Genomic DNA, 24,136 nt, shown 5'->3' on the forward strand with positions numbered 1-24,136 from the left:
TTTTTCGCCCGGAAACCTGTGTCAGCCGATGTCTTCACGTAGCCGCAGAACCTCTCATTCCGTCGCCCTGACGCGCCTGGCCCAAATCAGTGCGTTGGCCCTGGCCGCCACTTTGGTGGGTTGCCAGAGCACCCGTCAGCTCGACGAATCCGATAGCGTTCGCGCGCACAACTACCAGGCGCGGATCAAGCACAAGCCTTCACCGCTGCTGGTCAAGCCGGCCGAGCAGGCACCACAGGATGTGTGGGAACGCATGCGCCAGGGCTTTGCCCTGCAGGACAACATCGACGTCAACCCGCGCATCGAGCAGCAGCGCCTGTGGTTCGCCAGCAACCCAAGCTACATCGAAAGCGCCGGCGAGCGTGGCAGCCTCTACCTGCACTACATCGTCGAGCGCCTCGAAGAGCGCGACATGCCGCTGGAGCTGGCCCTGCTGCCGGCCATCGAAAGCGCCTACAACCCGATGGCCTACTCGCGCGCCCACGCCGCAGGCATGTGGCAGTTCATTCCGTCCACCGGGCGCCACTTCAACCTGCGCCAGACCAACTTCTACGATGGCCGTCGCGACGTGACCGCCTCGACCAATGCCGCACTCGACTACCTCAGCCGCCTGCACGACATGTTCAACGGCGACTGGCTGCTGGCCCTGGCTGCCTACAACGCCGGCGAAGGCACGGTCAGCCGCGCCATCGAGCGCAACGAGCGGCTCGGCCTGCCCACCGACTACTGGAACCTGCCGCTGCCGCAGGAGACCCGCGACTACGTGCCCAAGCTGCTTGCCCTGTCGCAGGTGGTACTCACGCCGCAAGCCTATGGCGTGAACCTGAACCCGATCGCCAACGAACCGTACTTCGAGGCGGTGGCCATCAACGACCGCCTCGACCTGTCGCGGGTAGCAGCCTTCGCCAACATCGACGAAGACGAGCTGATCCAGCTCAACCCGGCATTCAAGAAGCGCATGACCGTGGACGGCCCGCAGCAGCTGCTGGTACCCACCGCCAAGGCGCAACTGCTGAGCGACAGCCTGTCCAACCTCAAGCCCGAGCAACTGGTCAGCCTGCAGCCGAACAAGGCCGTGTTCGCCCGCGCCGTGGCCGAAGCCAAGGCTCCGGTCGCGGCGCGCAGCTACCGGGTCAAGCGCGGCGATAATCTGGGCGCAATCGCCAAGGCCAACCGCGTTTCGGTCAAGGACATCAAGCGCTGGAACCGTCTCTCCGGCAACAGCGTGCGCGCTGGCCAGGTGCTGGCCCTGCGCGGTGGCAGCGCGCCGAGCGCTGCTGGCAATCGGGTAGCCGCCTCCGGGAAGCGCTCCACCCAGTACAAGGTACGCAAAGGCGACTCGCTGTACCTCGTGGCCAAGCGCTTCAACGTGGAAATGAAGCACCTAAAGCGCTGGAACCCACGCAGCGGCCATGCCCTGAAGCCAGGCCAGACCCTGACCGTCTACCTCTCGCATTGATACGAAGCCCGGGGCCTTTGCGCGGCCCTGTGGGAGCGGCCTTGTGTCGCGAAAGGGGCGCGAAGCGGCCCCAGGATTTCAGCTTCGCCGCGTAAACTGCTGGGGCTGCCATGCAGCCCTTTCGCGACGCAAGGCCGCTCCCACAGGTACCGCGTCACCTGCAGCGACCGGCAACTGGCTGAACCACTCGCCCCACCTTCAAAACCTCTCTTTTTCCAACCCCACCAAGCTGTTACTGTACCCCGATCAAAGCCCAACGCCTCTGGATCGGATGCCGACTTGATACGTCCCCTCCTGCTGTCACTCAGCCTGGCCTTGAGCTTTCCCGCAGCCGCGATGGTGAGCGAAAGCCACGGATACGCGCAGTTCGGCACGCTCAAGTACCCAGCCACATTCACCCATTTCGACTGGGTCAACCCGCAAGCGCCCAAGGGCGGCACCTTGCGGGCCATGGCTTTCGGTACCTTCGACACCCTCAACCCCTATACCTTCAAGGGGTCGAGCCCGATTACCACGCCCAATTTCCAGCAATACGGCGTCAGCGAGCTGAACGAGCCGCTGATGGTCGGCACCGGCCAGTACGACCCGTCCGGCGACGAACCAACCTCCAGCTACGGCCTGATCGCCCGCTCTGTGGAGTACAGCGAGGACCGCAGCTGGGTGGTGTTCAACCTGCGCCCGGAAGCCCACTGGCATGACGGCAAGCCGATCACCTCGGCAGACGTGGCCTTCTCCTACCGCACGCTGCTCAAGGATGGCCACCCGATCTACCGCACCAACCTGCAGGAAGTGCAGCGGGTGGACATCCTCGGCCCGCTGCGCATCCGCTTCGTGTTCAAGCGCGCCGGCAACCCGTTGCTGATCCTGCGCCTGGGCGAAATGCCGGTGCTGCCCAAACACTACTGGCAGAAGCGCGATTTCAAGGCCACCACCTTCGAGCCCCCGCTGGGCAGCGGCCCCTACCGCATCACCCAGGTCCAGCCTGGGCGCCGGCTGGTGTTCGAACGGGTAAAGAACTACTGGGGCAAGGACCTGGCGGTGAACCGTGGCAAATACAACTTCAACCGCGTGGAGTACGAGTTCTACCGCGACGCCACAGTCGCCTTCGAAGCGTTCAAGGCCGGTGAGTTCGACATCTATATCGAGCACCAGGCGAAGAACTGGGCCAACGGCTACAACTTCCCGGCCGTGCGCCGGGGCGAGGTAATCAAGGCGCAGATCCCGCACCGCATCCCCACGCAAACCCAGGGCCTGTTCATGAACAGCCGCAGGGCCACCTTCAGCGACCCACGGGTACGCCAGGCGCTGGGGCTGATGCTCGACTTCGAGTGGACCAACCGCGCGCTGTTCAGCGGCGCCTATCGCCGCTCGACCAGCTACTACCCCAACAGCGAATTCGCCGCCACCGGCCTGCCCACCGGCAAGGAGTGGTTGCTGCTGGCGCCGTTCCGCGACCAGTTGCCGGCCAGCCTGTTCAGCGAACCCTACAAGGTCAGCCAGACCGATGGCCGCGGTATCAGCCGCCACACCCTGCGCCAGGCCCTCGGCCTGCTCGCCGAGGCCGGCTGGAAACTGAACGGGCAGCGCCTGGTCGACAGCAAGGGCCAGCAGCTGCGCATGGAGCTGCTGCTGGTAAACCCCAACCTTGAACGCATCCTGCAACCTTATGTCGAAAATCTGGCCAGCATCGGCATCGATGCGCGCTTGCGTACCGTGGACCGCGCCCAGTACAAACAACGCCTGGACCAGTTCGATTTCGACATGATTCTGATGACCCTGAACCAGACCCTGAGCCCCGGCCTCGAACAGTGGCTGTACTTCCACTCCAGCCAGGCCACGACCAAGGGCAGCAAGAACTATGCTGGGGTCAAGGACCCGGTGGTCGATCATCTGCTCGACACCCTGCTCGCCGCCCGTACCCGTGATGACCAGGTCGCCGCCGCCCGCGCCCTGGACCGGGTGCTCTCATGGCAGTACTACATGATCCCCAACTGGTACCTCGACAATCATCGCCTGGCCTACCGCAACCGGTTCGCCTTCGTCACCACGCCGCCCTACACCCTTGGGCTGAACAGCTGGTGGATCAAGACTTCGGAGAAAGCCCAATGACGCCAATGCACCGACTGCGCCGGCTGGCCGGCAGCCTGTTGCTTGCCTGCCTGAGCCTTCCCGCCCTGGCCGCACCGCAGCACGCGCTCACGCTGTATGACGAACCGCCCAAGTACCCGGCCGACTTCAAGCACTTCGACTACGTCAACCCTGACGCGCCCAAGGGCGGCACCTTCCGCCAGTCCAGCTTCGGCGGTTTCGACAGCCTCAACCCGTTCATCAACAAGGGCGTGCCAGCCGAGAATATCGGCAGCATCTACGACACCCTGATGCGCCAGAGCCAGGACGAGCCGTTCACCGAGTACGGCCTGGTGGCCGGCAAGATCGAAAAGGCCCCGGACAACAGCTGGGTGCGCTTCTACCTGCGCCCCGAGGCACGCTTCCACGACGGCCACCCGATGCGCGCCGAAGACGTGGTGTTCACCTTCAATGCCCTGATCAAGGACGGCGCGCCGCTGTACCGCCAGTACTATGCCGACGTCGCCGAAGTGGTCGCCGAAGACCCGCTGACGGTGCTGTTCACCTTCAAGCACAAGAACAACCGTGAGCTGCCGCTGATTCTCGGCCAACTGCCGGTGTTGCCCAAGCACTGGTACGAAAGCCGCGAGTTCAACCGCGGCAACCTGGAAATCCCGCTGGGCAGCGGCCCGTACAAGGTCGCCGAGGTCAAGGCCGGGCGCTCGGTGCGCTACGAGCGGGTCAAGGACTACTGGGCCAAGGACCTGCCGATAAACCGCGGTTTCTACAATTTCGACGTGATGACCTTCGACTCCTACCGCGACACCACTGTCGCCCTGGAAGCGCTCAAGGCCGGGGCGTTCGACTATGCGCTGGAAGTCAGCGCGAAGAACTGGGCCACTGCCTACAACGTACCCGCCGTGCGCGATGGCCGGCTGATCAAGGAAGAGTTGCCCAACGGCAACCCCACCGGCATGCAGGGGTTCATCTTCAATATCCGCCGCCCGGTGTTCCAGGATGTGCGCGTGCGCCAGGCGCTGAGCTTGCTGCTGGACTACGAGTGGACCAACAAGCAGTTGTTCAACGGCGCCTACACCCGTACCGGCAGCTACTTCGAAAACTCGGAAATGGCCGCCCGCGGCCTGCCCGGCCCCAACGAGCTGAAAATCCTCGAACCGCTGCGCGGCAAGGTTCCCGAGCAGGTATTCAGCCAAGCCTTCCACAACCCGGTCAGCGACGGCAGCGGCATGATCCGCGAACAGCAGCGTCAGGCCTACAAGCTGCTGCAGGAAGCCGGCTGGAAAATCGTCGACGACAAGATGGTCGATGCCCAGGGCAAGCCGGTGAGCATCGAGTTCCTGCTGGCACAGACCGAGTTCGAACGCATCCTGCTGCCGTTCAAGCGCAACCTCGCCGACCTCGGCATCGACCTGAACATCCGCCGAGTCGACGTTTCCCAGTACATCACTCGGCTGCGCTCGCGCGACTACGACATGATCGTCGGTGGCTACCCGCAGTCCAACTCGCCGGGCAACGAGCAGCGCGAGTTCTGGTCCAGTGCCGCCGCCGACAACCCTGGCAGCCGCAACTTCATCGGCCTGCGCGACCCGGCCATCGACCAGCTGGTGGAGCAGCTGATCAATGCCGATTCGCGCCAGAGCCTGATCGACCACTGCCGAGCCCTCGACCGCGTGCTGCTGTGGGGCTACTACGTGATTCCCAACTGGCATATCAAGACCTGGCGCGTGGCCTACTGGAACCACATCGGCCACCCGGACGTCTCGCCCAAGTACGACATCGGCATCGACACCTGGTGGATCAAGCCTGGCGTAACCCCGGCCGCCAGCGCAGCCACTGCGGACGAGGCCGAATAACATGCTGGCCTACATCCTGCGCCGCCTGCTACTGATCATCCCGACCCTGTTCGGCATCCTGATCATCAACTTCATCATCGTCCAGGCCGCCCCCGGCGGCCCGGTCGAGCAGATGATCGCCAAGCTCGAAGGTTTCGAAGGCGCCACCAGCCGCATTGCCGGTGGCGGTGCCGAAGTGTCCGTGGCTGGCTCCAACTACCGTGGCGCCCAGGGCCTGGACCCGGCACTGATCGCCGAGATCGAGCGCATGTACGGCTTCGACAAGTCGCCGCCCGAGCGCCTGTGGATCATGATCAAGAACTACGCCCGGCTGGACTTTGGCGACAGCTTCTTCCGCGATGCCAAGGTCATCGACCTGATCGTCGAGAAGATGCCGGTGTCGATCTCGCTGGGGCTGTGGAGCACGCTGATCATGTACCTGGTATCGATTCCGCTGGGCATAGCCAAGGCCGTGCGCCACGGCAGCCACTTCGATGTGTGGACCAGTTCGGCGATCATCGTCGGCTACGCCATCCCGGCGTTCCTGTTCGCCATTCTGCTGATCGTGCTGTTCGCCGGCGGCAGCTACTTCGACTGGTTCCCCCTGCGTGGCCTCACCTCCAACAACTTCGACGAGCTGAGCACCACCGGCAAGGTGCTGGACTACTTCTGGCACCTGGTACTGCCGATCACCGCGCTGGTCATCGGCAACTTCGCCACCATGACCTTGCTGACCAAGAACAGCTTCCTCGATGAGATCAACAAGCAATACGTGGTCACTGCCAAGGCCAAGGGCCTGAGCCGGCCACGGGTGCTGTACGGCCATGTGTTCCGCAACGCCATGCTGCTGGTCATTGCCGGTTTCCCTTCGGCGTTCATCGGCATCTTCTTCACCGGCTCCTTGCTGATCGAGGTGATCTTCAGCCTCGACGGCCTCGGCCTGATGAGTTTCGAGGCGGCCATCAACCGCGACTACCCGGTGGTCTTCGGCACCCTGTTCATCTTCACCCTGCTGGGGCTGGTGGTGAAACTGATCGGCGACCTGACCTACACCCTGGTCGATCCACGCATCGACTTCGCCAGCCGGGAGCACTGACATGGCCTTGTCCCCCCTTAACCGCAGGCGCTTCGAGCGCTTCAAGGCCAACCGCCGTGGCTGGTGGTCGCTGTGGCTGTTCCTGATCCTGTTCGGCCTGAGCCTGGGCGCCGAACTGATCGCCAACGACAAGCCGATTGCCGTGCGCTACGACGGCGAATGGTACTTCCCGGCGTTCAAGCGCTACCCGGAAACCACCTTCGGCGGCGAATTCCCGCTGGAAGCCAACTACAAGAGCCCGTACATCCGCGAACTGCTGGAGAAGAAAGACAGCTTCGTGCTGTGGGCACCGATCCCGTTCAGCTACCAGAGCATCAACTACGACCTGCGCGTACCCGCACCGGCCCCACCGTCGGCGGACAACTGGCTGGGCACCGACGACCAAGGCCGCGATGTGCTGGCACGGGTGATCTACGGCTTCCGCATTTCGGTGCTGTTCGCCCTGACACTGACCGTGCTCAGCTCCATCGTCGGCGTGATCGCCGGTGCCCTGCAGGGCTTTTATGGCGGCTGGGTCGACCTCGCCGGGCAACGCTTCCTGGAGGTCTGGTCGGGCCTGCCGGTGCTGTACCTGCTGATCATCCTGGCCAGCTTCGTGCAGCCCAACTTCTGGTGGTTGCTGGGCATCATGCTGCTGTTCTCGTGGATGAGCCTGGTGGACGTGGTGCGCGCCGAGTTCCTGCGCGGGCGCAACCTGGAATACGTGCGCGCCGCCCGCGCGTTGGGGATGCGTAATGGCGCGATCATGTACCGGCACATCCTGCCCAACGCCATGATCTCGACCATGACCTTCATGCCGTTCATCCTCACCGGCGCGATCGGTACCCTCACCGCCCTGGACTTCCTCGGTTTCGGCCTGCCGCCTGGCGCACCGTCGCTGGGCGAGCTGGTGGCCCAGGGCAAGTCCAACCTGCAGGCACCCTGGCTGGGCATCAGCGCCTTCGCCGTGCTGGCCTTGATGTTGAGCCTGCTGGTATTCATCGGCGAATCCGCCCGCGATGCCTTCGACCCGAGGAAGTGACATGAGTGAACAGAACCTGATCGAAGTGCGCGACCTGGCGGTGGAATTCATCACCGGTGACCAGGCCCACCGCGTGGTGAACGGCATCAGCTTCGACATCCGCAAGGGTGAGACGTTGGCACTGGTGGGCGAGAGTGGCTCGGGCAAATCGGTCACCGCGCACTCGCTCCTGCGCCTGCTGCCCTACCCCCTGGCCCGCCACCCCAGCGGCAGCATCCGCTACGAGGGCAAAGACCTGCTGCAGCAGAACGAGAAGACCATGCAGCGCATTCGCGGTAACCGCATTGCGATGATCTTCCAGGAGCCGATGACCTCGCTGAACCCGTTGCACTGCATCGAGAAGCAGATCAACGAAATCCTCCTGCTGCACAAGGGCCTGACCGGCAAGGAGGCCACGGCGCGCACCCTGGAGCTGCTGGAGATGGTCGGCATTCCCGAACCACGCAAGCGCCTGAAGGCCCTGCCCCACGAATTGTCTGGCGGGCAACGCCAGCGGGTGATGATCGCCATGGCCCTGGCCAACGAGCCGGAACTGCTGATTGCGGATGAGCCGACCACGGCGCTGGACGTGACCGTGCAGTTGAAGATTCTCGACCTGCTGAAGAAACTGCAGGCGCGTTTGGGCATGGCCCTGCTGCTGATCAGCCATGACCTGAACCTGGTGCGGCGCATCGCCCACCGCGTGTGCGTGATGCAGCACGGGCAGATTGTCGAACAGGCCGAATGCGCCACGCTGTTCAGCGCACCGCAGCACCACTATACGCAGATGCTGATCAATGCCGAGCCCAGCGGGCTACCGGCGCACAACCCGGTGGGCGCGCCGTTGCTGGAGGTGGAAGACCTCAAGGTGTGGTTCCCGATCAAGAAGGGCCTGCTGCGGCGCACGGTCGACCATGTGAAGGCGGTGGACGGGGTCAACTTCAGCTTGCCGCAAGGGCAGACGCTGGGGATTGTCGGCGAGTCCGGGTCGGGCAAGTCGACGTTGGGGCTGGCGATCTTGCGGCTGATCTCCAGCCAGGGCGGCATTCGCTTCCATGGGCAGAACCTGGAAGGGCTGAACCAGAAGGCCGTGCGCCCGTTGCGCCGGGAAATGCAGGTAGTGTTCCAGGACCCGTTCGGCAGCCTGAGCCCGCGCATGTGCGTGGCGGATATCGTCGGTGAAGGGTTGCGCATTCACGGCATTGGCAACGCGCAGGAACAGGAAGCGGCAATTATTGCGGCCCTGGAGGAAGTGGGGCTGGACCCGCGCACCCGGCATCGCTATCCGCATGAGTTTTCCGGTGGGCAGCGCCAGCGTATTGCCATTGCCCGGGCGTTGGTATTGAAGCCGGCGCTGATCCTGCTGGATGAGCCTACGTCGGCGCTGGACCGCACGGTGCAGCGGCAGGTGGTGGAGTTGCTGCGCAATCTGCAGCAGAAATACAACCTGACCTACCTGTTCATCAGCCATGACCTGGCGGTGGTCAAGGCGTTGAGCCACCAGTTGATGGTGATCAAGCATGGGCATGTGGTGGAACAAGGAGATGCGCAGGCGATCTTCCACGCGCCACAGCATCCGTATACCCGGCAGTTGCTGGAGGCGGCGTTTCTGGAGGTGGATGCGGCCAGTTAGCTTTTGGGGCTGCTGCGCAGCCCATCGCCGCGGTTCGTCGCCACGACAAGCCAGTTCCCACCCCGACCGCGCCGCCTTCAAGCCATGCGTTATCCCGGTGGGTCATTTCCCAATCCTCGCCGAACCCAAGACTTGCACCCAGGCTGATTAATGTGTCGCCAGGGCCGGCCCTTTCGCGGGCACGCCCGCTCCCACAGGGTCACCACAGGCTTCAAGACTTGCGCAGTACCTGTGGGAGCGGGCGTGCCCGCGAAGAGGCCAGTCCAGGCAGTCGAGAATTTCAGGGGATTCAAAATGACCACGGAATACACCCAATTCACTGTCGAGAGGCCGATATGGATGACGCCGAACTGGGCTTTTGTGGGAGCGGCCTTGTGTCGCGAAAGGGCTGCAAAGCAGCCCCGGCAATTTGTGCTTTAAGCTGAAATCCGGGGCCGCTCTGCGACCCTATCGCGACACAAGGCCGCTCCCACAGAAGTCGCATGCCTCCGGGAGACCGCGCCAGCATCATCTGTTGGCCGTCCTCGGTTGTGATCGCGTGCTGTACCTCGTCGACGACCTTGAAGTCATCATCAAATTTTCTGACAACAATCGTCTTCCATCATCATCCAGATCGAGCATAAATTCTCCACCGTCAACCCCAGCAGCAACGGTAGAGCCCATGTCCAGCACACAACACCAGCCCGCCTCCCCTGCCCTGACCACGCTGATCCAGCGTTCCGGCCTGCCCAGCCCTGCGCTCGGCGAAGTCCAGGCACATGCCGTGCTGCAAACGCACTACGGCATTGCCGGCAACCTGTCGCCACTGGGCAGCCAACAGGACCTTAACTTCCGCGTAGACGCCCCCCAAGGCAGCTTCGTGCTCAAGGCCTGCCACGGCAGCTACGCCCAGCTCGAACTGGAAGCCCAACACGCGGCCCTGGCCTACCTGCGCGAACAGGGCTTGCCAGTGCCCTCCGTGCGCCCGGCAAGCGACGGCCAGATGCTGCTGGCGCTGGAAATAGACGGGCAACCGCTGCGCCTGCGCCTGCTCGACTACATCGAAGGCGAACCGTTGACCCGCCTCAAGCACATGGAACCACGCCTGATGGCTGAACTGGGCGGGCTCTGTGCGAAGCTGGACAAGGCACTTGCCAATTTCGATCACCCAGGCCTTGCGCGCACCCTGCAATGGGACCCGCAGCATGCCCAGGCACTGATCGCTCACCTGCTGCCGGTGCTGCAGGACAGCGAGCAGCGCGCCCGTATCGAACACGCCACCCGCCAGGCCAGCGAGCGCCTGACGCCGCTGGTTGCTCACCTGCCAAGCCAGGCCGTGCACCTCGACATCACCGACGACAACACGGTGTGGGCCCGTGATGCCCAGCGCCAATGGCAACTGCAAGGGGTGATCGATTTCGGCGACCTGTTGCGCACCTGGCGCATCGCCGACCTGTCTGTGACCTGCGCGGCGCTGCTGCACCATGCCGAGGGCGACCCGCTGCGCATCCTGCCGGCCGTGCGTGCCTACCAGGCGCTCAACCCACTGAGCGAAGCCGAACTGCGCGCACTGTGGCCACTGGTGCTCAACCGCGCCGCCGTGCTGGTGCTGAGCAGCGAGCAGCAACTCGCCGTAGACCCCGGCAACCAGTACACCCGCGACAACATCGCCCATGAATGGGAAATCTTCGACACTGCCACCGCCGTACCCTTCGCGTTGATGGAAGCGGCCATCCTGCAAGCTGCGAGCCTGCAGCCTGCCACGCCGGACCTGAGCGGCTGCGCTCCCCTGCTCCCGGAACTGGATGGGCAGGCAGTGGCGCGCGTCGACCTGGGCGTGCTCAGCGTGCATTGCGAGGCGGGCAACTGGGAGCAACCGGGCTTCGACCAGCACCTGTTGACCACGCAACCGGCCCCGGCCTGCAGCCTGCACGGGCAGTATCGCCTGTCGCAAACCCATATCGACCGCCCCGAAGAGCCCGCCACCTGCGCCTTGGGCGTCGAGTTGCATGTACCCAACGGCAGCCTGGTACAAGCGCCAGATGCCAGCACCTGGCAGCGCCATGGTGACGGCCGCGGCTGCCTGCGCAGCGCGCACTGGGCATTGTGGCTGCAAGGCCTGGAAGACACGCCTGCAGATGGCCAGGCCGTGGAAAAAGGCCAGTCGCTGGGCAGCAGTTGTGGCTTCCTCAGTGTGCAACTGTGCCTGGACAGCAGCATCCAACCGCCGTTCTTCGCCACCCCATCCCAGGCGCCTGGCTGGCTGGCCCTGTGCCCGTCACCCGCTGCGCTGCTGGGCTTCGACTGCAATGCCGAGCCGCTGCCCGACCCGCAGGCCCTGCTGGCTCGCCGCGACGCCAGCTTCGCCCGTTCGCAGAAGCACTACTACGCGCAGCCGCCTCACATCGAACGCGGCTGGCGCAACTACCTGATCGACATGCAGGGCCGCTCGTACCTGGACATGCTCAACAATGTCGCGGTGCTGGGCCACGGCCACCCGCGCATGGTCGCCGAGTCTGCGCGGCAGTGGTCGCTGCTCAATACCAACTCGCGCTTCCACTACGCGGCCATCACCGAGTTCTCCGAACGCCTGCTGGCGTTGGCACCCGCAGGCTTCGACCGGGTGTTCATGGTCAACAGCGGCACCGAAGCCAACGACCTGGCGATTCGCCTGGCCTGGGCCTACAGCGGCGGGCGCGACCTGCTCAGCGTGCTGGAGGCTTACCACGGCTGGTCGGTGGCCACCGATGCCATTTCCACCTCCATCGCCGACAACCCGCAGGCCCTGGAGACCCGCCCGGACTGGGTGCACCCGGTCGAGGCGCCGAACACCTTCCGTGGCCGCTTCCGCGGCGCCGACAGCGCCACCGACTACCTGCGTGACGTCGACGCCAAATTGGCCGACCTCGACGCCCGTGGCCGCCAGTTGGCGGGCATCATCTGCGAACCGGTTTACGGCAATGCCGGTGGTATTTCGTTGCCGGCCGGTTACCTGCGCGAGGCCTATGCCAAAGTACGTGCCCGCGGCGGCGTGTGCATTGCCGACGAGGTGCAGGTCGGTTATGGCCGGCTGGGCGAGTACTTCTGGGGCTTCGAGGAACAGGGGGTGGTGCCCGACATCATCACCATGGCCAAGGGCATGGGCAACGGCCAGCCACTGGGCGTAGTCATCACCCGCCGCGAAATCGCCGAAGCGCTGGAGGCCGAGGGCTATTTCTTCTCCTCGGCCGGTGGCAGCCCGGTCAGTTGCCGCATCGGCATGGCCGTGCTGGACGTGATGCAGGAGGAAGGCCTGTGGGACAACGCCCGCGACACCGGGCGCTATTTCAAGGCGCGCCTGCAGGCGCTGGTCGACAAGCACCCGCTGGCCGGCGCCGCGCATGGTTCGGGCTTCTACCTGGGGCTGGAACTGGTGCGCGACCGCGCAACCCTGGAACCGGCTACCGAGGAAACCATGACGCTATGCAATCGCCTGCGTGACCTGGGCATCTTCATGCAGCCGACCGGTGATTACTTGAACATCCTCAAGATCAAGCCGCCGATGTGCACCAGCCGGGCGAGCGTGGACTACTTTGTCGACAGCATTGATCGGGTGTTGGGCGAAGGGCTGTAAGGAACTGGGTGGGGCTGGCGGCGTTGGCCTTTGGATATTCATCGCCCGTGAGCCCCAGCGGTCTGTGGGAGCAGGCACACCCGCGAACACCGGCAAAGCCGGAGCCATCAACCGCGTCGTCTGTTTCGCGGGCGCGCCCGCTCCCACAGGTGCTGCGCTGGCTTGGAGTTGACGCTGTACCTGTGGGAGCGGCTTTAGCCGCGAATACCGGCGAAGCCGGTGCCCTACACCGCGCAGGCTTCTTCGCGGGTAAACCCGCTCCCACAGGTACCGCACAGGCTTCAGGTTCACGTTGGACCTGTAATGCGCCGCACCAGCGGCGCTCGATCCCACAGGGGCCTAAAAACTTCGCCCCATCTATTACTATTCGCTCACAACCCCCCACCTCAGGTTCAATGAACATGGCCTTTACCAGCGACTCCCTGGCAATCTTCCTCGCGGTGCTGGAGGCAGGCTCGTTCTCTGCCGCCGCGCGCAAGCTGGGGCGTGTGCCGTCGGCCGTGAGCATGGCCATCGCCCAACTGGAGGCGGAGCTGGACCTGGTGCTGTTCGACCGCGCCACGCGCAAAGCCTTGCCCACCAGCGCCGCCCTGGCTCTGGAGCCCCAGGCCAGGCAGGTGATCTGCCAGCTCAACCTGCTCGACGCCCAGGCCCTGCAACTGCACAAGGGTCTGGAAAAGCGCCTGACCATCGCCATGGCGCCCGAGCTGCAGACAGGCCGCTGGAGCCAGCCACTGGAAACCCTCGCCCAGGAATTTCCCAGCCTGGAAATCGAGGTGCGCTCGGCCACCCAGGCCGAAGCCATCCGCCTGCTGCATGACGGCAGCGTGCAGCTGGCACTGGTCTTCGAACGGCCTGGCATCGACGAGCGCGAGTCATTCCTGGAAGCTGGCAGCCAGTTGCTGGTTGCCGTTGCCTCCCCTCGCCATCCGGCCGGGCAGAACAGCGGCACGCCATTACCTGAAGAGGCTTTCGCCGAACAGCGGCAAATCATCGTGGCCTCGGGCAAGGCCACCGGGTCGGACCCGCGCATGGTACTGTCGCGACGCATCTGGCTGACCGACAGCTACCTGGCCACGCTGGACCTGGTGCAATCGGGCCTTGGTTGGGCCTATCTGCCGCAGCCGTTGGTGGAACCGTTGATCGCTTCAGGCGCACTGGCGGAGGTGCGTTTCGACAACATGGCCAGCCGGTTGCGCTTGTGGGTGGACATCATCTGGGTCAAGTCGCGCCCGTTGGGGTTGGGCGCCCGGCGCTACCTTGAAGTGGTGCGCCAATGCTTTGAAACAGAATCCCCGAGGTCCTGAGCGATACGACTGTCTCGTCCTAAAGCGAAAAATCCTACAACTGGTTAGGAAGCCAATAACTACCTGCAGCATTGATTCCCCGTTAGGTTTCTGCTCGCCATCAAGAAGAAAAGGAACTTCTCATGTCGAGCCAGTCCGCGCAGGGATACGTGCAGTCGGTCGATCACTTCGCCAACCAGCAGCGCCAACCAGACGAGGCCCTCTACCTTCTACTGGACCCATTCGCCGGCTGCCCGCCTGAGCACCCGCTGGCCATCGCTGCCCTCGGTGAAGCGCTGGGTAGTGATGCCGTAACGCGCGTCGACTGCAGCGGGCGGGTGCAGGATCCTGAGTGCTGGCCAGCTCTGGTGCGGCTTGCCAAACCCGGTGATGCGCCCACAGCCCTTGCATCATTGAGTGCGACCTGCGCCGCTCGTGAATCGGCAGCTACCTGGCACTACGTGTGTGGCTGGCTGATCAGCGATCAACCCGCCGACCTCATCGCCCGGCACATCAGCCAGCAGTGCCAGGTGCTGCACCAACCAAAACCGCACGGTATCACCGCCTGGTTCGAACCCGTGCGGCTGGCGCTGCTGCGCGCGACCCTGAAAAACGCAGGCGAAGTCCTCGGACCTGTTCGCAGCTGGCTACATCCCGATGGTTGTGGCAGTTGCGAGGTATTCGAGCGAAAACCCATGGCAGGCGAACTGGCCGTCCCCGAGGCCGTAAGGGCGACACAGCATGTTGCACCACAGATCATTCAGCTGCTCTGTGCCTGGCATCGCCTGAGTGCCGTGCAGCATTCCCATGCAGGCCTGCCGGAAAACGCCCCCACCCATGCCATGAACCTGATCCTCAAGGCGTTCAAGCAGGGCCTGCGCGACCGCGCCGATATCCAGTGCATGAGCCTGCACATGCTCATGGTCCACCCACTGCTCCTTCAGCACCCGACCATCCAGCACGCGGTGGAAAAGGCAGCTGCCGGCGAGCAGCGCCTGGCGTACCGCTTCGCCAGCTACGACGACTGCACCTGGTCGCACATCGTCGCCAGCCTGCCGAACGGGCGTTTCAGCAGATCGGCTACCACGACTTTGACGCGACCTCCCCTGTTTCGGGCGAGTACTTCATCCAGATGATGGCCGCCTGCCTGGCCGGCGGGCCCACTGAAACCCTGCCTCAGGAGGGTCAGCCGCTCGGGATCACCCAGCATATCTGGCAGCAGCTGCTGGAAGACGACCGCAGCCTGCTTTACCAGGCGCTGCTGGCCAAGAATCAGAAGCTGATGCAGCAGGTGACCAGCGCGCTGGCCGGGGACGACTTCGGCAAGGTGTACGACATCATCAAGGGCATCGCCGGCACCGCCGACGGCCAGCTGTTGATGATCAAGCCGATACAGGATGCCGTTGGCCAGTTGCTGGCCGCGACCAACAGCGCAGGGAATGCGCTCAGCCAGCACCTGAATGAACGGACCAAGACCCTGATCGGCCATGTGCATCGCTCGGCGTTTGCCCTGTTCGCCGGGCAGAAGGTGATGCCGCTGCGAGTGTCGCTGACAGTGGGCGAGTACATGAGCCTGCTCAACGAGGCCCTGGAGGCGCGGACGGATGCGTTTCTGCAGCAGGTAGACAAGCAGTTCCGTGATCCCCTGGGCCGCAAGGTGCGGGCCATGGTGCTGAGTGGCGCGATCAATATTGCGGCAGCGGGTAACCGCAGCCAGATGATCGAGGTGATGCTCTGGACGTTGGAAAGCGCCGAGAGTTTGCAGGCGCGGTTGGTGCAGTTGCGTGAGGGTGCAGCCGGCGGCGTCGGGGCGCTGGTACGCAATGTTGCGATTGGTGCGGGTACGCTGCGTGCGCAGGTTACGGGTGGTTTGAAGATCAGTTCTACAGCAGCGCAAAGCGTGGCAAGCGATGCGATGCGCAGCCTGCGGGATGCGGCGGCGAGTAGCGGAAGCGTAAAGCTGCTGCTTGCCTTGGGGGGTATATGGTTCCAGCAGGATAGTCTGGGCAAGAACTATCGGGCGTTGCAAGAGACGCATCAGAATAATCCGGAGGCGCTTGCGGCGATCTGGTCTTCTTCGCTTGGGTTGTTGGGGGTGAGTGTCGAAGCGGCAGGGCTTGCTGTCACACTTGTACGACCGAAGATACCGTGGCCCCGAGCAGTGACAACGACTTCTTTGGGAACCGGTATGGCTCGATACGGCGCCGGCATTGCGGCAATTGCTGGAATGATGGATGGGGCACAGTACCTGTTCGCCAGCCTGCGCACTCATAAAAGCGGAGATTTAACGTCAGCAGATAGATACAGGACTGCGGGCATAATGGCTGGCGCTTCCGCCATTGCAGGTGTACTTGGGGCTTTTGGCCCCGCCACATTATTTGGCCCAATCGGTATAGCAATCATTCTAGGATTGGCCGCCTATGCAATAGCTTCCGAGGCAAAACAAAACGAATCCTCTCCAACAGAGCTTTGGGCTCGTCAAAGCAGATGGGGATTATCTGAAGACAACCGTCTCTGGACCAAAGCGAAGCATCTTGACATTGCAATTGGTGCTTTGAATGCGGCAGCAATTGGCGTTCAGGCTGAGATTTCTATAATAACTCAATTCACCAGCCATACGAACATGCAGACTTCCGAACCAAAAGGGATGATCATCGGCAACGACCCTGCAATACCCGCAGAATACACGCTTAACTATTACTTCCTATTGCCTAATTACGCCGAGGGCACATCTCGCCATGAGTGGCATTTAAGCATTCACCGTACTGGTGCTCAAAGAGAAATCATTACCGTATCGGGTGACAGCACTCCCACTAACCAATTGCAGATCAGCCTACCAAAGGGGAAAGGAGTCTTCGGCCACATTGACAACCCAAAGCCTTTGGTGCGCTTCAACAACAAGAGCAGTACGTTGACCATACAGGGAGCTCTGCCTTTGCTGGTAGATCATCACATCAACGCCATTGAATTTAGCCTGCATTACTGGCCAGACAAGCAGGACGAACTTGGGCATGCCCATGTAACAATAACAGAAAACTACATGCACAGCTTGGAGCCCCTGACAAAATGGCCCGACCCATATTAAATCCTGCCTGCCCGGGCTGGAAGGAAGACCTCCCCGCCCCTTACACAGTCAACTCAATAGAAAAATATATGGGCAATCAAATACCTAACCATCAGTGCATGACTTACTTAGAAATTCCGCGACAAAGCGTATCATCACGAGGGATGATTTCAGCCTTTGCCTTCCTCTTGTGCATATTTTTCGCCTTTAGCCTTTACATGATGACACTTACGCTCGACCCCCGAAATTTTGAATCGCTGCTGCTCTCAATATCTGAAATCTTCCTGGTTACCTGGCTGGTTACTATAGGACTTCGCATGGATATTTCTCCACCTCGCGACGAACCCATCAGGTTCAACCGTACGCGCCAGAAAATCTACGCTTACAACTTCAAACGCCAATGGTGGAACCCCTTCGACAAAGGCAAGGTCGTGCCGGTCAGTTACGACTGGTCCCAAGTCCGCGCCGAGCGCTGGTCACAAACCGGCGCCCTGCCAAACGGCGGGCTCATTTTCAAATGGGGTGTCATGCTGTCCATCGTCGCGCCGGGCACGAACAACGTCATCGACCGTTTTCACCTGAGCACCATGGGTGCCGACCAGCATGCCTGGGCCTACATCTGTACCTACATGCAGGAAGGTCCCTCAGCCCTGCCACCGCCCGGGGAGCCCAAGGATCACAACGATGTGCTCTGGTGTGAGTTCGCGCTGCGCCTGGCACCCCGAGTAGAGTGGCCAGCGGAAATGGATCTGGAGTCGAGAACCGCCCCCTGAGCTTACCGTCTTGCGCTGCTTGCGCTGGCCCCATCGCCAACATGCCAGCTCTCATAGAACTGCACATAACTCATTGAATTAGCGGGGACTCTGTGGGAGCGGCTTCAGCCGCGAACACCGGCGCAGCCGGTGCCATGCATCGCGCTGGATTCTTCGCGGGCACGCCCGCTCCACGGGGGTTACATGGTCGGCGCCACCAACCTGTATCCCACCCCTGGCTCGGTGATGATGAACCGCGGCGCCGTAGGGTCATCACCCAGCTTCTGCCGCAAATGCCCAACCACAATCCGCAGGTAATGGGTGTCATCCACATGGGTAGGCCCCCAGATATCCTTGAGCAGTTGCTGCTGGGTAATCACCCGCCCCGGGTGCCCGGCCAGTTGCGCCAGCAGCGCATACTCCTTGCGGGTCAGCGCCACTTCCACGCCATCCAGGGTCACCCGGCGAAAGGCAAAGTCAACCATCAGCGGCCCAAAGCTGGCCGCCACTTCCGAGCCACCGGCCTGCGGCACCTGACGCAGCAAGGCGCGCACCCGCGCCAGAAACTCCTGGATGCCGAACGGCTTGGTCACATAGTCGTTGGCACCGCCATCCAGCGCATCGACCTTCTGCACTTCACTGGCGCGCACCGACAACACCAGCACCGGCACCGCGCTCCATTCGCGCAGGTCACGCAGTACCTGCTGGCCGTCCATGTCCGGAAGACCCAGATCAAGCACCACCAGGTCCGGCTTGCCCAAGGCCGCCTGGGCCAGCCCTTCCGTGCCGGTGGCGGCCTCGAGCACCTTGTAGCCTTGCGAGGCCAGGCTGATGCGCAGAAACTTGCGGATCTGCGGTTCATCGTCGATGACCAGGAGGGTGGCGGACTGACTCATGGGGTTTCGCTTTCGGTTTCAGGTTGAGGAGGCAGCGGCAAGCATAAAGTGATGCTGGTGCCCTGGCCATCGATGCCTTCGCCGACCAAAATCTGCCCGCCATGGGCGCCGATCATGCCCTGGCAGATCGCCAGGCCCAGGCCGGTGCCCTGCCCGCCGCGGTCGCCGCGAGCGGCGGTGTAGAACATGTCGAAGATCTTCTCGCGGTCAGCCACGGGAATGCCGGGGCCCTGGTCGCTGACGGCGAAACACAACCGGGCGTCCTGCACCGCCACCTGCAGTTCCAACCGGCCATTGGCTGGCGAGAAGCGCGCGGCATTTTCCAGCACGTTGACCAACGCCTGCTCGATCAGTGCCGCGTGGACGTACAGCAACGGCAGCTCGGCCGGCACGTCAGTGTGCACCCGCAGCGGCGCCAACACAGCGCGCAGGCGGTTGAGCGCGCTGCCTACGATGTCGGCCGGGGCCACCCAGTCGCGGGCCAGCTTCAAGCCGCCATGGCCCAGGCGGGTCATGTCGAGCAGGTTCTGAATGTAGCGGTCGAGGCGTTCGGCCTCGTTGCGGGTGCCCTCCAGCAGTTCTCGGCGGTCGGCGGTGGGGATCGCCTCGCCCAGCGCCAGCAGGCTGTCGATGCTGCCGCGCATGGCGGTCAGTGGGGTACGCAAGTCATGGGAAACGGATGCAAGCAAGGCGCTGCGCAGCTGCTCGGTTTCGCCATGCAGGCGCGCGGCCTCCAGCTGTTCGGCCAGACGGGCGCGCGCCAGGGCCTGGGCCAGTGGTTGACCAAGGGCGGTGAGCAGGCGTCGGCGCGGATCGCTAAGCGGCCGGCCCGAACGCGGGCGCACACCGAGCAGTGCCAGGGGCTGCTCATCTACCGCCAACGGCCACCACCACCAACGGCCATTGGGCAAGGTGTCGCTGCCATGACCGGCGGCCTGGCCGTGCTGCCAGGCCCACTCTGCGGCGGCGCGTTCGTTATCGCTGAAGGCATGGGCTTCGCCGCTGGCCACCTGCAATCGGCCTTCGACATCGCGCTCCAGCAGGCACACCTGCATGTCCTGCCAACCGTCCAGGTGCTGGCCGGCAGCGTTAAGCACCGCCTGGCGGTCGGTGGCCACTGTCAACCGGCGCGACAGGTCAAGCAGCTGGCTGGTCTGCGCCTGGGTCTCGCGCAGCGCCTGCAACTGGCGACGCTGGCGGGCGGCCAGGTTGCCGGTGAGCGCGGCCATCAACAGAAAGAACACCAAGGTCAGCACGTCTTCCTCGCGCTGGATCCTGAACGACAGGTTGGGCGGGATGAACAGGAAGTCGTAGGCCAGGAACGACATTACCGCGCAGGCCAGCGCAGGCCCCAGGCTGCTGCGCACCGCCACCAGCAACACCGCGGCCAGGAACACCAGCGAGATATTGGGCAGGGCCAGCACACTCGACACCGCCCAGGCCAGGCCCGCGGCCATGACCGTGGCCAGCAGCGCCAGCAGGTAATGGCGCCAGACCCACACCCGCCGCACCGCCGATCGTGGCGCTTGCGGCTGCGCGTCGCGGTCCAGCACGTTGATTTCCAGGCCGTGGCTTTCGCGCAATAGTCGCGCGGCCACACCGGCACCGAACAGGCGCCGGCGCAGGCGGTCACGGGACTGCCCGACCAGCACCAGGCTGGCCCGCCGTTCGGCGGCATGCTGGATCAGCGTGCGCACCACTTCGCCGGCACGCAGCAGTACCACCTCCCCGCCCAGGCGTTCGGCCAGTTGCTGGGCAGCTTGCAGGCGCAGCCGTGCGGTTTCGTCGCGCAGGCGGCCGTTGTCCACGTGCACCAGGCTCCAGGGCAGGTGGCGGCGTTGCGCCACGCGGCTGGCATGACGCACCAGGCGTTCGGCCTGGTCGTCGCCATCCACGCCTACCAGCAAGCGCCCACGCAGGGCTGGGGCTTCCTGGCCGCGCTGGCGATAGCCGTGGGCCAGGTCGGCATCCACCTGGGCAGCAGCGGTCTGCATGGCCAGCTCGCGCAGGGCGGTAAGGTTGGTTTGCGAGAAGAACGCATCGATGGCGGCCCGCGCCTGCTCGGGCACGTACACCTTGCCTTCGCGCAGGCGTTCGAGCAGCTCACGGGGTGGCAGGTCGATCAGCACCAGCTCGAACGCTTCCTGCAGTACCCAGTCCGGCAGGGTTTCGCGCACTTGCACGCCGGTAATATCGCGGACCTTGTCGTTGAGGCTTTCCAGGTGCTGGACGTTGACCGTGGTGTACACGTCGATGCCGGCAGCCAGCAGCTCCTGTACGTCTTGCCAACGTTTGGCGTGGCGGCTGCCGGGGGCATTGGTGTGGGCCAGTTCGTCGACCAGCACCAGGGCCGGCGCGGCCTTGAGCAGGCCGTCGAGGTCCATTTCCTCGAGGGTGACGCCGCGGTATTGGCTGCGCAGCAGGGGCTGCTGCTGAAGGCCGCCGAGCAGTACCTCGGTTTCGGCGCGGCCATGGGTTTCGACCACTCCGGCCAGCACTTGAACGCCCTGGCGTTGCTGGGCGTGGGCGGCCTGGAGCATGGCGAAGGTCTTGCCGACGCCGGGGGCGGCGCCAAGGAACACCTTCAGCCGGCCCCGGCCGGTTCGCGGGAGGGTAGCCAACAGCGCGTCTGCGCGGGTGGAGTCACTCATCTTTCATCCTTTGTGTGGCGGCGTCCTGCAGCCTCTTTTGGGCCTGCTTCGCAGGCCTTCGCGGGCTTGCCCGCTCCCACAGGGTGATCGCAATACTCGGAAGCTGCGCTGTACCTGTGGGAGCGGGCAAGCCCGCGAAGGGCCGCAAAGCGGCCCCGATATCAGTGACCCAGCTGCTCAAGTGCCTGGTTCAAGGCCAGCACATTGACCACCGGCGGGCCGATCAATGGGTGCAGGGTGGCCTCTTCCAGCAAGCCTTGCAAGCGCTCCACCGGCAACTGCCGCGCCGCCGCCACCCGAGGGATCTGGTAAGCCACGGCCTCCGGTGGCAGGTGCGGGTCGAGGCCGCTGCCCGAAGTGGTCAGCAACGCCTGGGGCACCGGCCCCTGCTGCGCCCGGTACAACGCAGCCGCATCACCCTTGACCCGCTCGGCCAGCGCCGGGTTGCTCGGCGACAGGTTGCTGGCGCCGCTGGCTACGGTAGCGTAGGCGCCCGCCGACGGCCGTGCGTGGAACCAGCCATCACCCTGGAAATCCTGGGCGATCAGCGCCGAACCGCGCACCCGGCCCTGGTCATCGCGCACCAGGCTGCCATTGGCCTGGTTGGGGAAAGCCACCTGGGCAATGCCAGTCACCGCCAGCGGATACAGCGCGCCAGTCACCAAAGTCATCAACAGGGCCAGGCTCAATGCCGGGCGTACATAAGCATTCATGTTGGCCTCCTCAGACCAGGTGCAGGGCATTGAGCAGCAGATCGATCAGCTTGATACCGGCAAACGGCACGACAATGCCGCCCAGCCCGTAGATCAGCAGGTTGCGACGCAGCAGGTGCGCCGCACTGGCCGCCTGCACCCGCACACCACGCAGCGCCAGTGGAATCAGCACGATGATGATCAGCGCGTTGAACACGATGGCCGACAGAATCGCACTCTGCGGGCTGGCCAGGTGCATCAGGTTGAGTACCCCCAGCTGCGGGTAGATGGCGGCGAACAGCGCCGGCAGGATGGCGAAGTACTTGGCTACATCGTTGGCGATGGAGAAGGTGGTCAGCGCGCCGCGGGTCACCAGCAGTTCCTTGCCGACCTGCACCACGTCCAGCAACTTGGTCGGGTCGCTGTCCAGGTCGACCATGTTGGCCGCCTCGCGCGCAGCCTGGGTGCCGTCGTTCATGGCCATGCCCACATCAGCCTGGGCCAGTGCCGGGGCGTCGTTGGCACCGTCGCCGCACATGGCCACCAGGCGGCCGTCGTTCTGCTCCTGGCGGATCCGCGCCAGCTTCTTCTCGGGCGTGGCCTCGGCCAGCACGTCATCCACGCCGGCCTCGGCAGCGATGGCGGCAGCAGTCAGCGGGTTATCGCCGGTCACCATCACCGTGCGAATGCCCAGCTTGCGCAGCTCGGCAAAGCGCTCGCGGATGCCGGGCTTGACCACGTCCTTGAGGTGGATCACGCCGAGCAGGCGCTTGTCGATGCACACCAGCAATGGTGTACCGCCGCTCTGGGCAATGCGCTCCACTTCACGGGCCAGTGCCTGGGGCATTTCCAGGCGTTGCATGCCGACGAACGCCAGCACGGCATCGACGGCGCCCTTGCGGTAGCGGCGCTGCTGCAAGTCGATGCCCGACAGGCGCGTCTCGGCGCTGAAAGCCACCGCCTCGAACTGCCCGGCGGCTGGTTCGACGAAGTCGTGCAGCTGACGCAGGTACTCGACGATCGACTTGCCTTCGGCGGTGTCGTCCGCCAGCGAGGCCAGCAAGGCGCCCTCCCCCAGCTCGCGAGCGGTAATGCCCGGTGCGGCGTGCAGCGCACTGCAGCGGCGGTTGCCGAAGGTGATGGTACCGGTCTTGTCGAGCATCAGCGTATGCACATCACCGGCAGCTTCCACCGCACGGCCCGAGCGGGCGATGACGTTCAACCGCACCAGCCGGTCCATGCCGGCGATACCGATGGCTGACAGCAGGCCACCGATGGTGGTGGGGATCAGCGTCACCAGCAGCGCAGCGAGGAAGATCAGCGGCAAGCTGCCACCCACGAAGTGGGCAAACGGCTGCAGCGTCACTACGACGACAAGGAAGATCAGGGTCAGGCCGATCAGCAGGATGTCGAGGGCGATCTCGTTCGGGGTCTTCTGCCGCTTGGCGCCTTCGACCAGGGCAATCATGCGGTCGAGGGTCGACTCGCCCGGGTTGCTGGTGATGCGGATCAACAACCAGTCGGAGACCAGCCGGGTATTGCCGGTCACCGCCGAGCGGTCGCCGCCGGACTCGCGGATCACCGGCGCGGACTCGCCGGTAATGGCGGCCTCGTTGACCGCAGCGATACCGTCGAGCACTTCGCCGTCACCGGGGATCATTTCGCCGGCCACCACGCGCACCACGTCGTCCTTGCGCAGCGCGCTGGCCGCGACGGTCTCATAGCTGCCATCGCGCTTGCGACGCTGGGCGGCAAGGCCCTGGCTACCGGCCTTGAGGCTATCGGCGCGGGCCTTGCCACGGCCTTCGGCCAGGGCCTCGGCGAAGTTGGCGAACAGCACGGTGAACCACAGCCACAGGGCAATCTGCACGGCTACGCCGGTGCTTACGCCGCTGCCGGGGGCGAAACACAGGACGGTGGTCAGCACAGCAGTCAGGGCGACCACCAGCATCACCGGCGAGCGCTTGAGCTGACGCGGGTCGAGCTTGACGAATGCCTGCACCAGCGCCGGGCGCCACAGCGCGGCGAAGCGGGTCTGGTCCTTGGCACTGTGCCGGGCTTGTACTTCAGGAATGGGCATGTTCATGTTCGGTCC

At 64.1% G+C, this 24,136-nt stretch carries 15 protein-coding genes; 11 read left to right on the forward strand and 4 right to left on the reverse strand.

Going from position 1 to position 24,136, the window contains the following annotated elements:
- Positions 1-28 precede the first annotated feature (28 nt).
- From JV551A3_RS21340 to JV551A3_RS21395, 11 genes are all read left to right on the forward strand, one after another.
- A complete protein-coding gene (locus tag JV551A3_RS21340) occupies positions 29-1,459 on the forward strand; it encodes a lytic transglycosylase domain-containing protein (RefSeq protein WP_133974128.1) in 1,431 nt (476 codons plus the stop codon).
- Positions 1,460-1,738: 279 nt separating this feature from the next.
- Entirely contained in the window at positions 1,739-3,568 is a 1,830-nt protein-coding gene (locus tag JV551A3_RS21345; protein WP_205125966.1) for an extracellular solute-binding protein, read from the forward strand.
- Positions 3,565-5,400, forward strand: coding sequence for an extracellular solute-binding protein (locus JV551A3_RS21350; protein WP_133974130.1), 1,836 nt, complete (start codon positions 3,565-3,567; stop codon positions 5,398-5,400). The genes JV551A3_RS21345 and JV551A3_RS21350 overlap by 4 nt, the downstream gene beginning before the upstream one ends.
- Before the next feature lies 1 nt (position 5,401).
- Positions 5,402-6,475, forward strand: a complete 1,074-nt coding sequence (locus JV551A3_RS21355) for a microcin C ABC transporter permease YejB (protein ID WP_016488245.1) — start codon at positions 5,402-5,404, stop codon at positions 6,473-6,475.
- A 1-nt stretch (position 6,476) separates the two neighbouring features.
- Positions 6,477-7,496, forward strand: coding sequence for an ABC transporter permease (locus tag JV551A3_RS21360; protein ID WP_085664605.1), 1,020 nt, complete (start codon positions 6,477-6,479; stop codon positions 7,494-7,496).
- A 1-nt stretch (position 7,497) separates the two neighbouring features.
- A complete protein-coding gene (locus JV551A3_RS21365; protein ID WP_133974132.1) occupies positions 7,498-9,108 on the forward strand; it encodes an ABC transporter ATP-binding protein in 1,611 nt (536 codons plus the stop codon).
- A gap of 661 nt (positions 9,109-9,769) precedes the next feature.
- Positions 9,770-12,700, forward strand: a complete 2,931-nt coding sequence (locus tag JV551A3_RS21370; RefSeq protein ID WP_133974134.1) for an aminotransferase — start codon at positions 9,770-9,772, stop codon at positions 12,698-12,700.
- Positions 12,701-13,101: 401 nt separating this feature from the next.
- On the forward strand, positions 13,102-14,007 hold the full coding sequence (locus JV551A3_RS21380) for a LysR family transcriptional regulator (protein ID WP_112252951.1): 906 nt from the start codon (positions 13,102-13,104) through the stop codon (positions 14,005-14,007).
- Positions 14,008-14,129: 122 nt separating this feature from the next.
- Entirely contained in the window at positions 14,130-15,122 is a 993-nt protein-coding gene (locus JV551A3_RS21385) for a hypothetical protein (protein ID WP_177421341.1), read from the forward strand.
- Positions 15,119-17,071 carry a hypothetical protein gene (locus JV551A3_RS21390; RefSeq protein WP_177421343.1) on the forward strand — a complete coding sequence of 651 codons (1,953 nt, stop codon included), beginning with the start codon at positions 15,119-15,121 and terminating at the stop codon, positions 17,069-17,071. The genes JV551A3_RS21385 and JV551A3_RS21390 overlap by 4 nt, the downstream gene beginning before the upstream one ends.
- Before the next feature lie 98 nt (positions 17,072-17,169).
- Complete coding sequence (locus JV551A3_RS21395; RefSeq protein ID WP_235874628.1) at positions 17,170-17,823, forward strand: DUF6708 domain-containing protein; 654 nt, start codon at positions 17,170-17,172, stop codon at positions 17,821-17,823.
- 179 nt (positions 17,824-18,002) lie between these two features.
- Here the strand turns inward: JV551A3_RS21395 and JV551A3_RS21405 are convergent, their stop codons facing one another.
- The 4 genes from JV551A3_RS21405 to kdpB all read right to left on the reverse strand — a co-directional run bounded on the left by JV551A3_RS21405 (position 18,003) and on the right by kdpB (position 24,127).
- The gene (locus JV551A3_RS21405) at positions 18,003-18,698 is read right to left on the reverse strand and encodes a response regulator (protein ID WP_025339949.1); all 696 of its coding nucleotides are present in this window, start codon (positions 18,696-18,698) and stop codon (positions 18,003-18,005) included.
- Positions 18,695-21,349, reverse strand: coding sequence for a sensor histidine kinase (locus tag JV551A3_RS21410; protein ID WP_133974136.1), 2,655 nt, complete (start codon positions 21,347-21,349; stop codon positions 18,695-18,697). The genes JV551A3_RS21405 and JV551A3_RS21410 overlap by 4 nt, the downstream gene beginning before the upstream one ends.
- Positions 21,350-21,510: 161 nt before the next feature.
- Complete coding sequence (gene kdpC, locus JV551A3_RS21420; RefSeq protein ID WP_133974138.1) at positions 21,511-22,062, reverse strand: potassium-transporting ATPase subunit KdpC; 552 nt, start codon at positions 22,060-22,062, stop codon at positions 21,511-21,513.
- Positions 22,063-22,072: 10 nt separating this feature from the next.
- Positions 22,073-24,127 (reverse strand): potassium-transporting ATPase subunit KdpB, encoded by a 2,055-nt coding sequence (gene kdpB, locus JV551A3_RS21425; RefSeq protein ID WP_133974141.1) that lies wholly within the window; start codon positions 24,125-24,127, stop codon positions 22,073-22,075.
- Between the last annotated feature and the right edge of the window lie 9 nt (positions 24,128-24,136).

Origin of the sequence: Pseudomonas inefficax, from assembly GCF_900277125.1 — a bacterium.
GTDB classification, from domain to species: domain Bacteria; phylum Pseudomonadota; class Gammaproteobacteria; order Pseudomonadales; family Pseudomonadaceae; genus Aquipseudomonas; species Aquipseudomonas inefficax.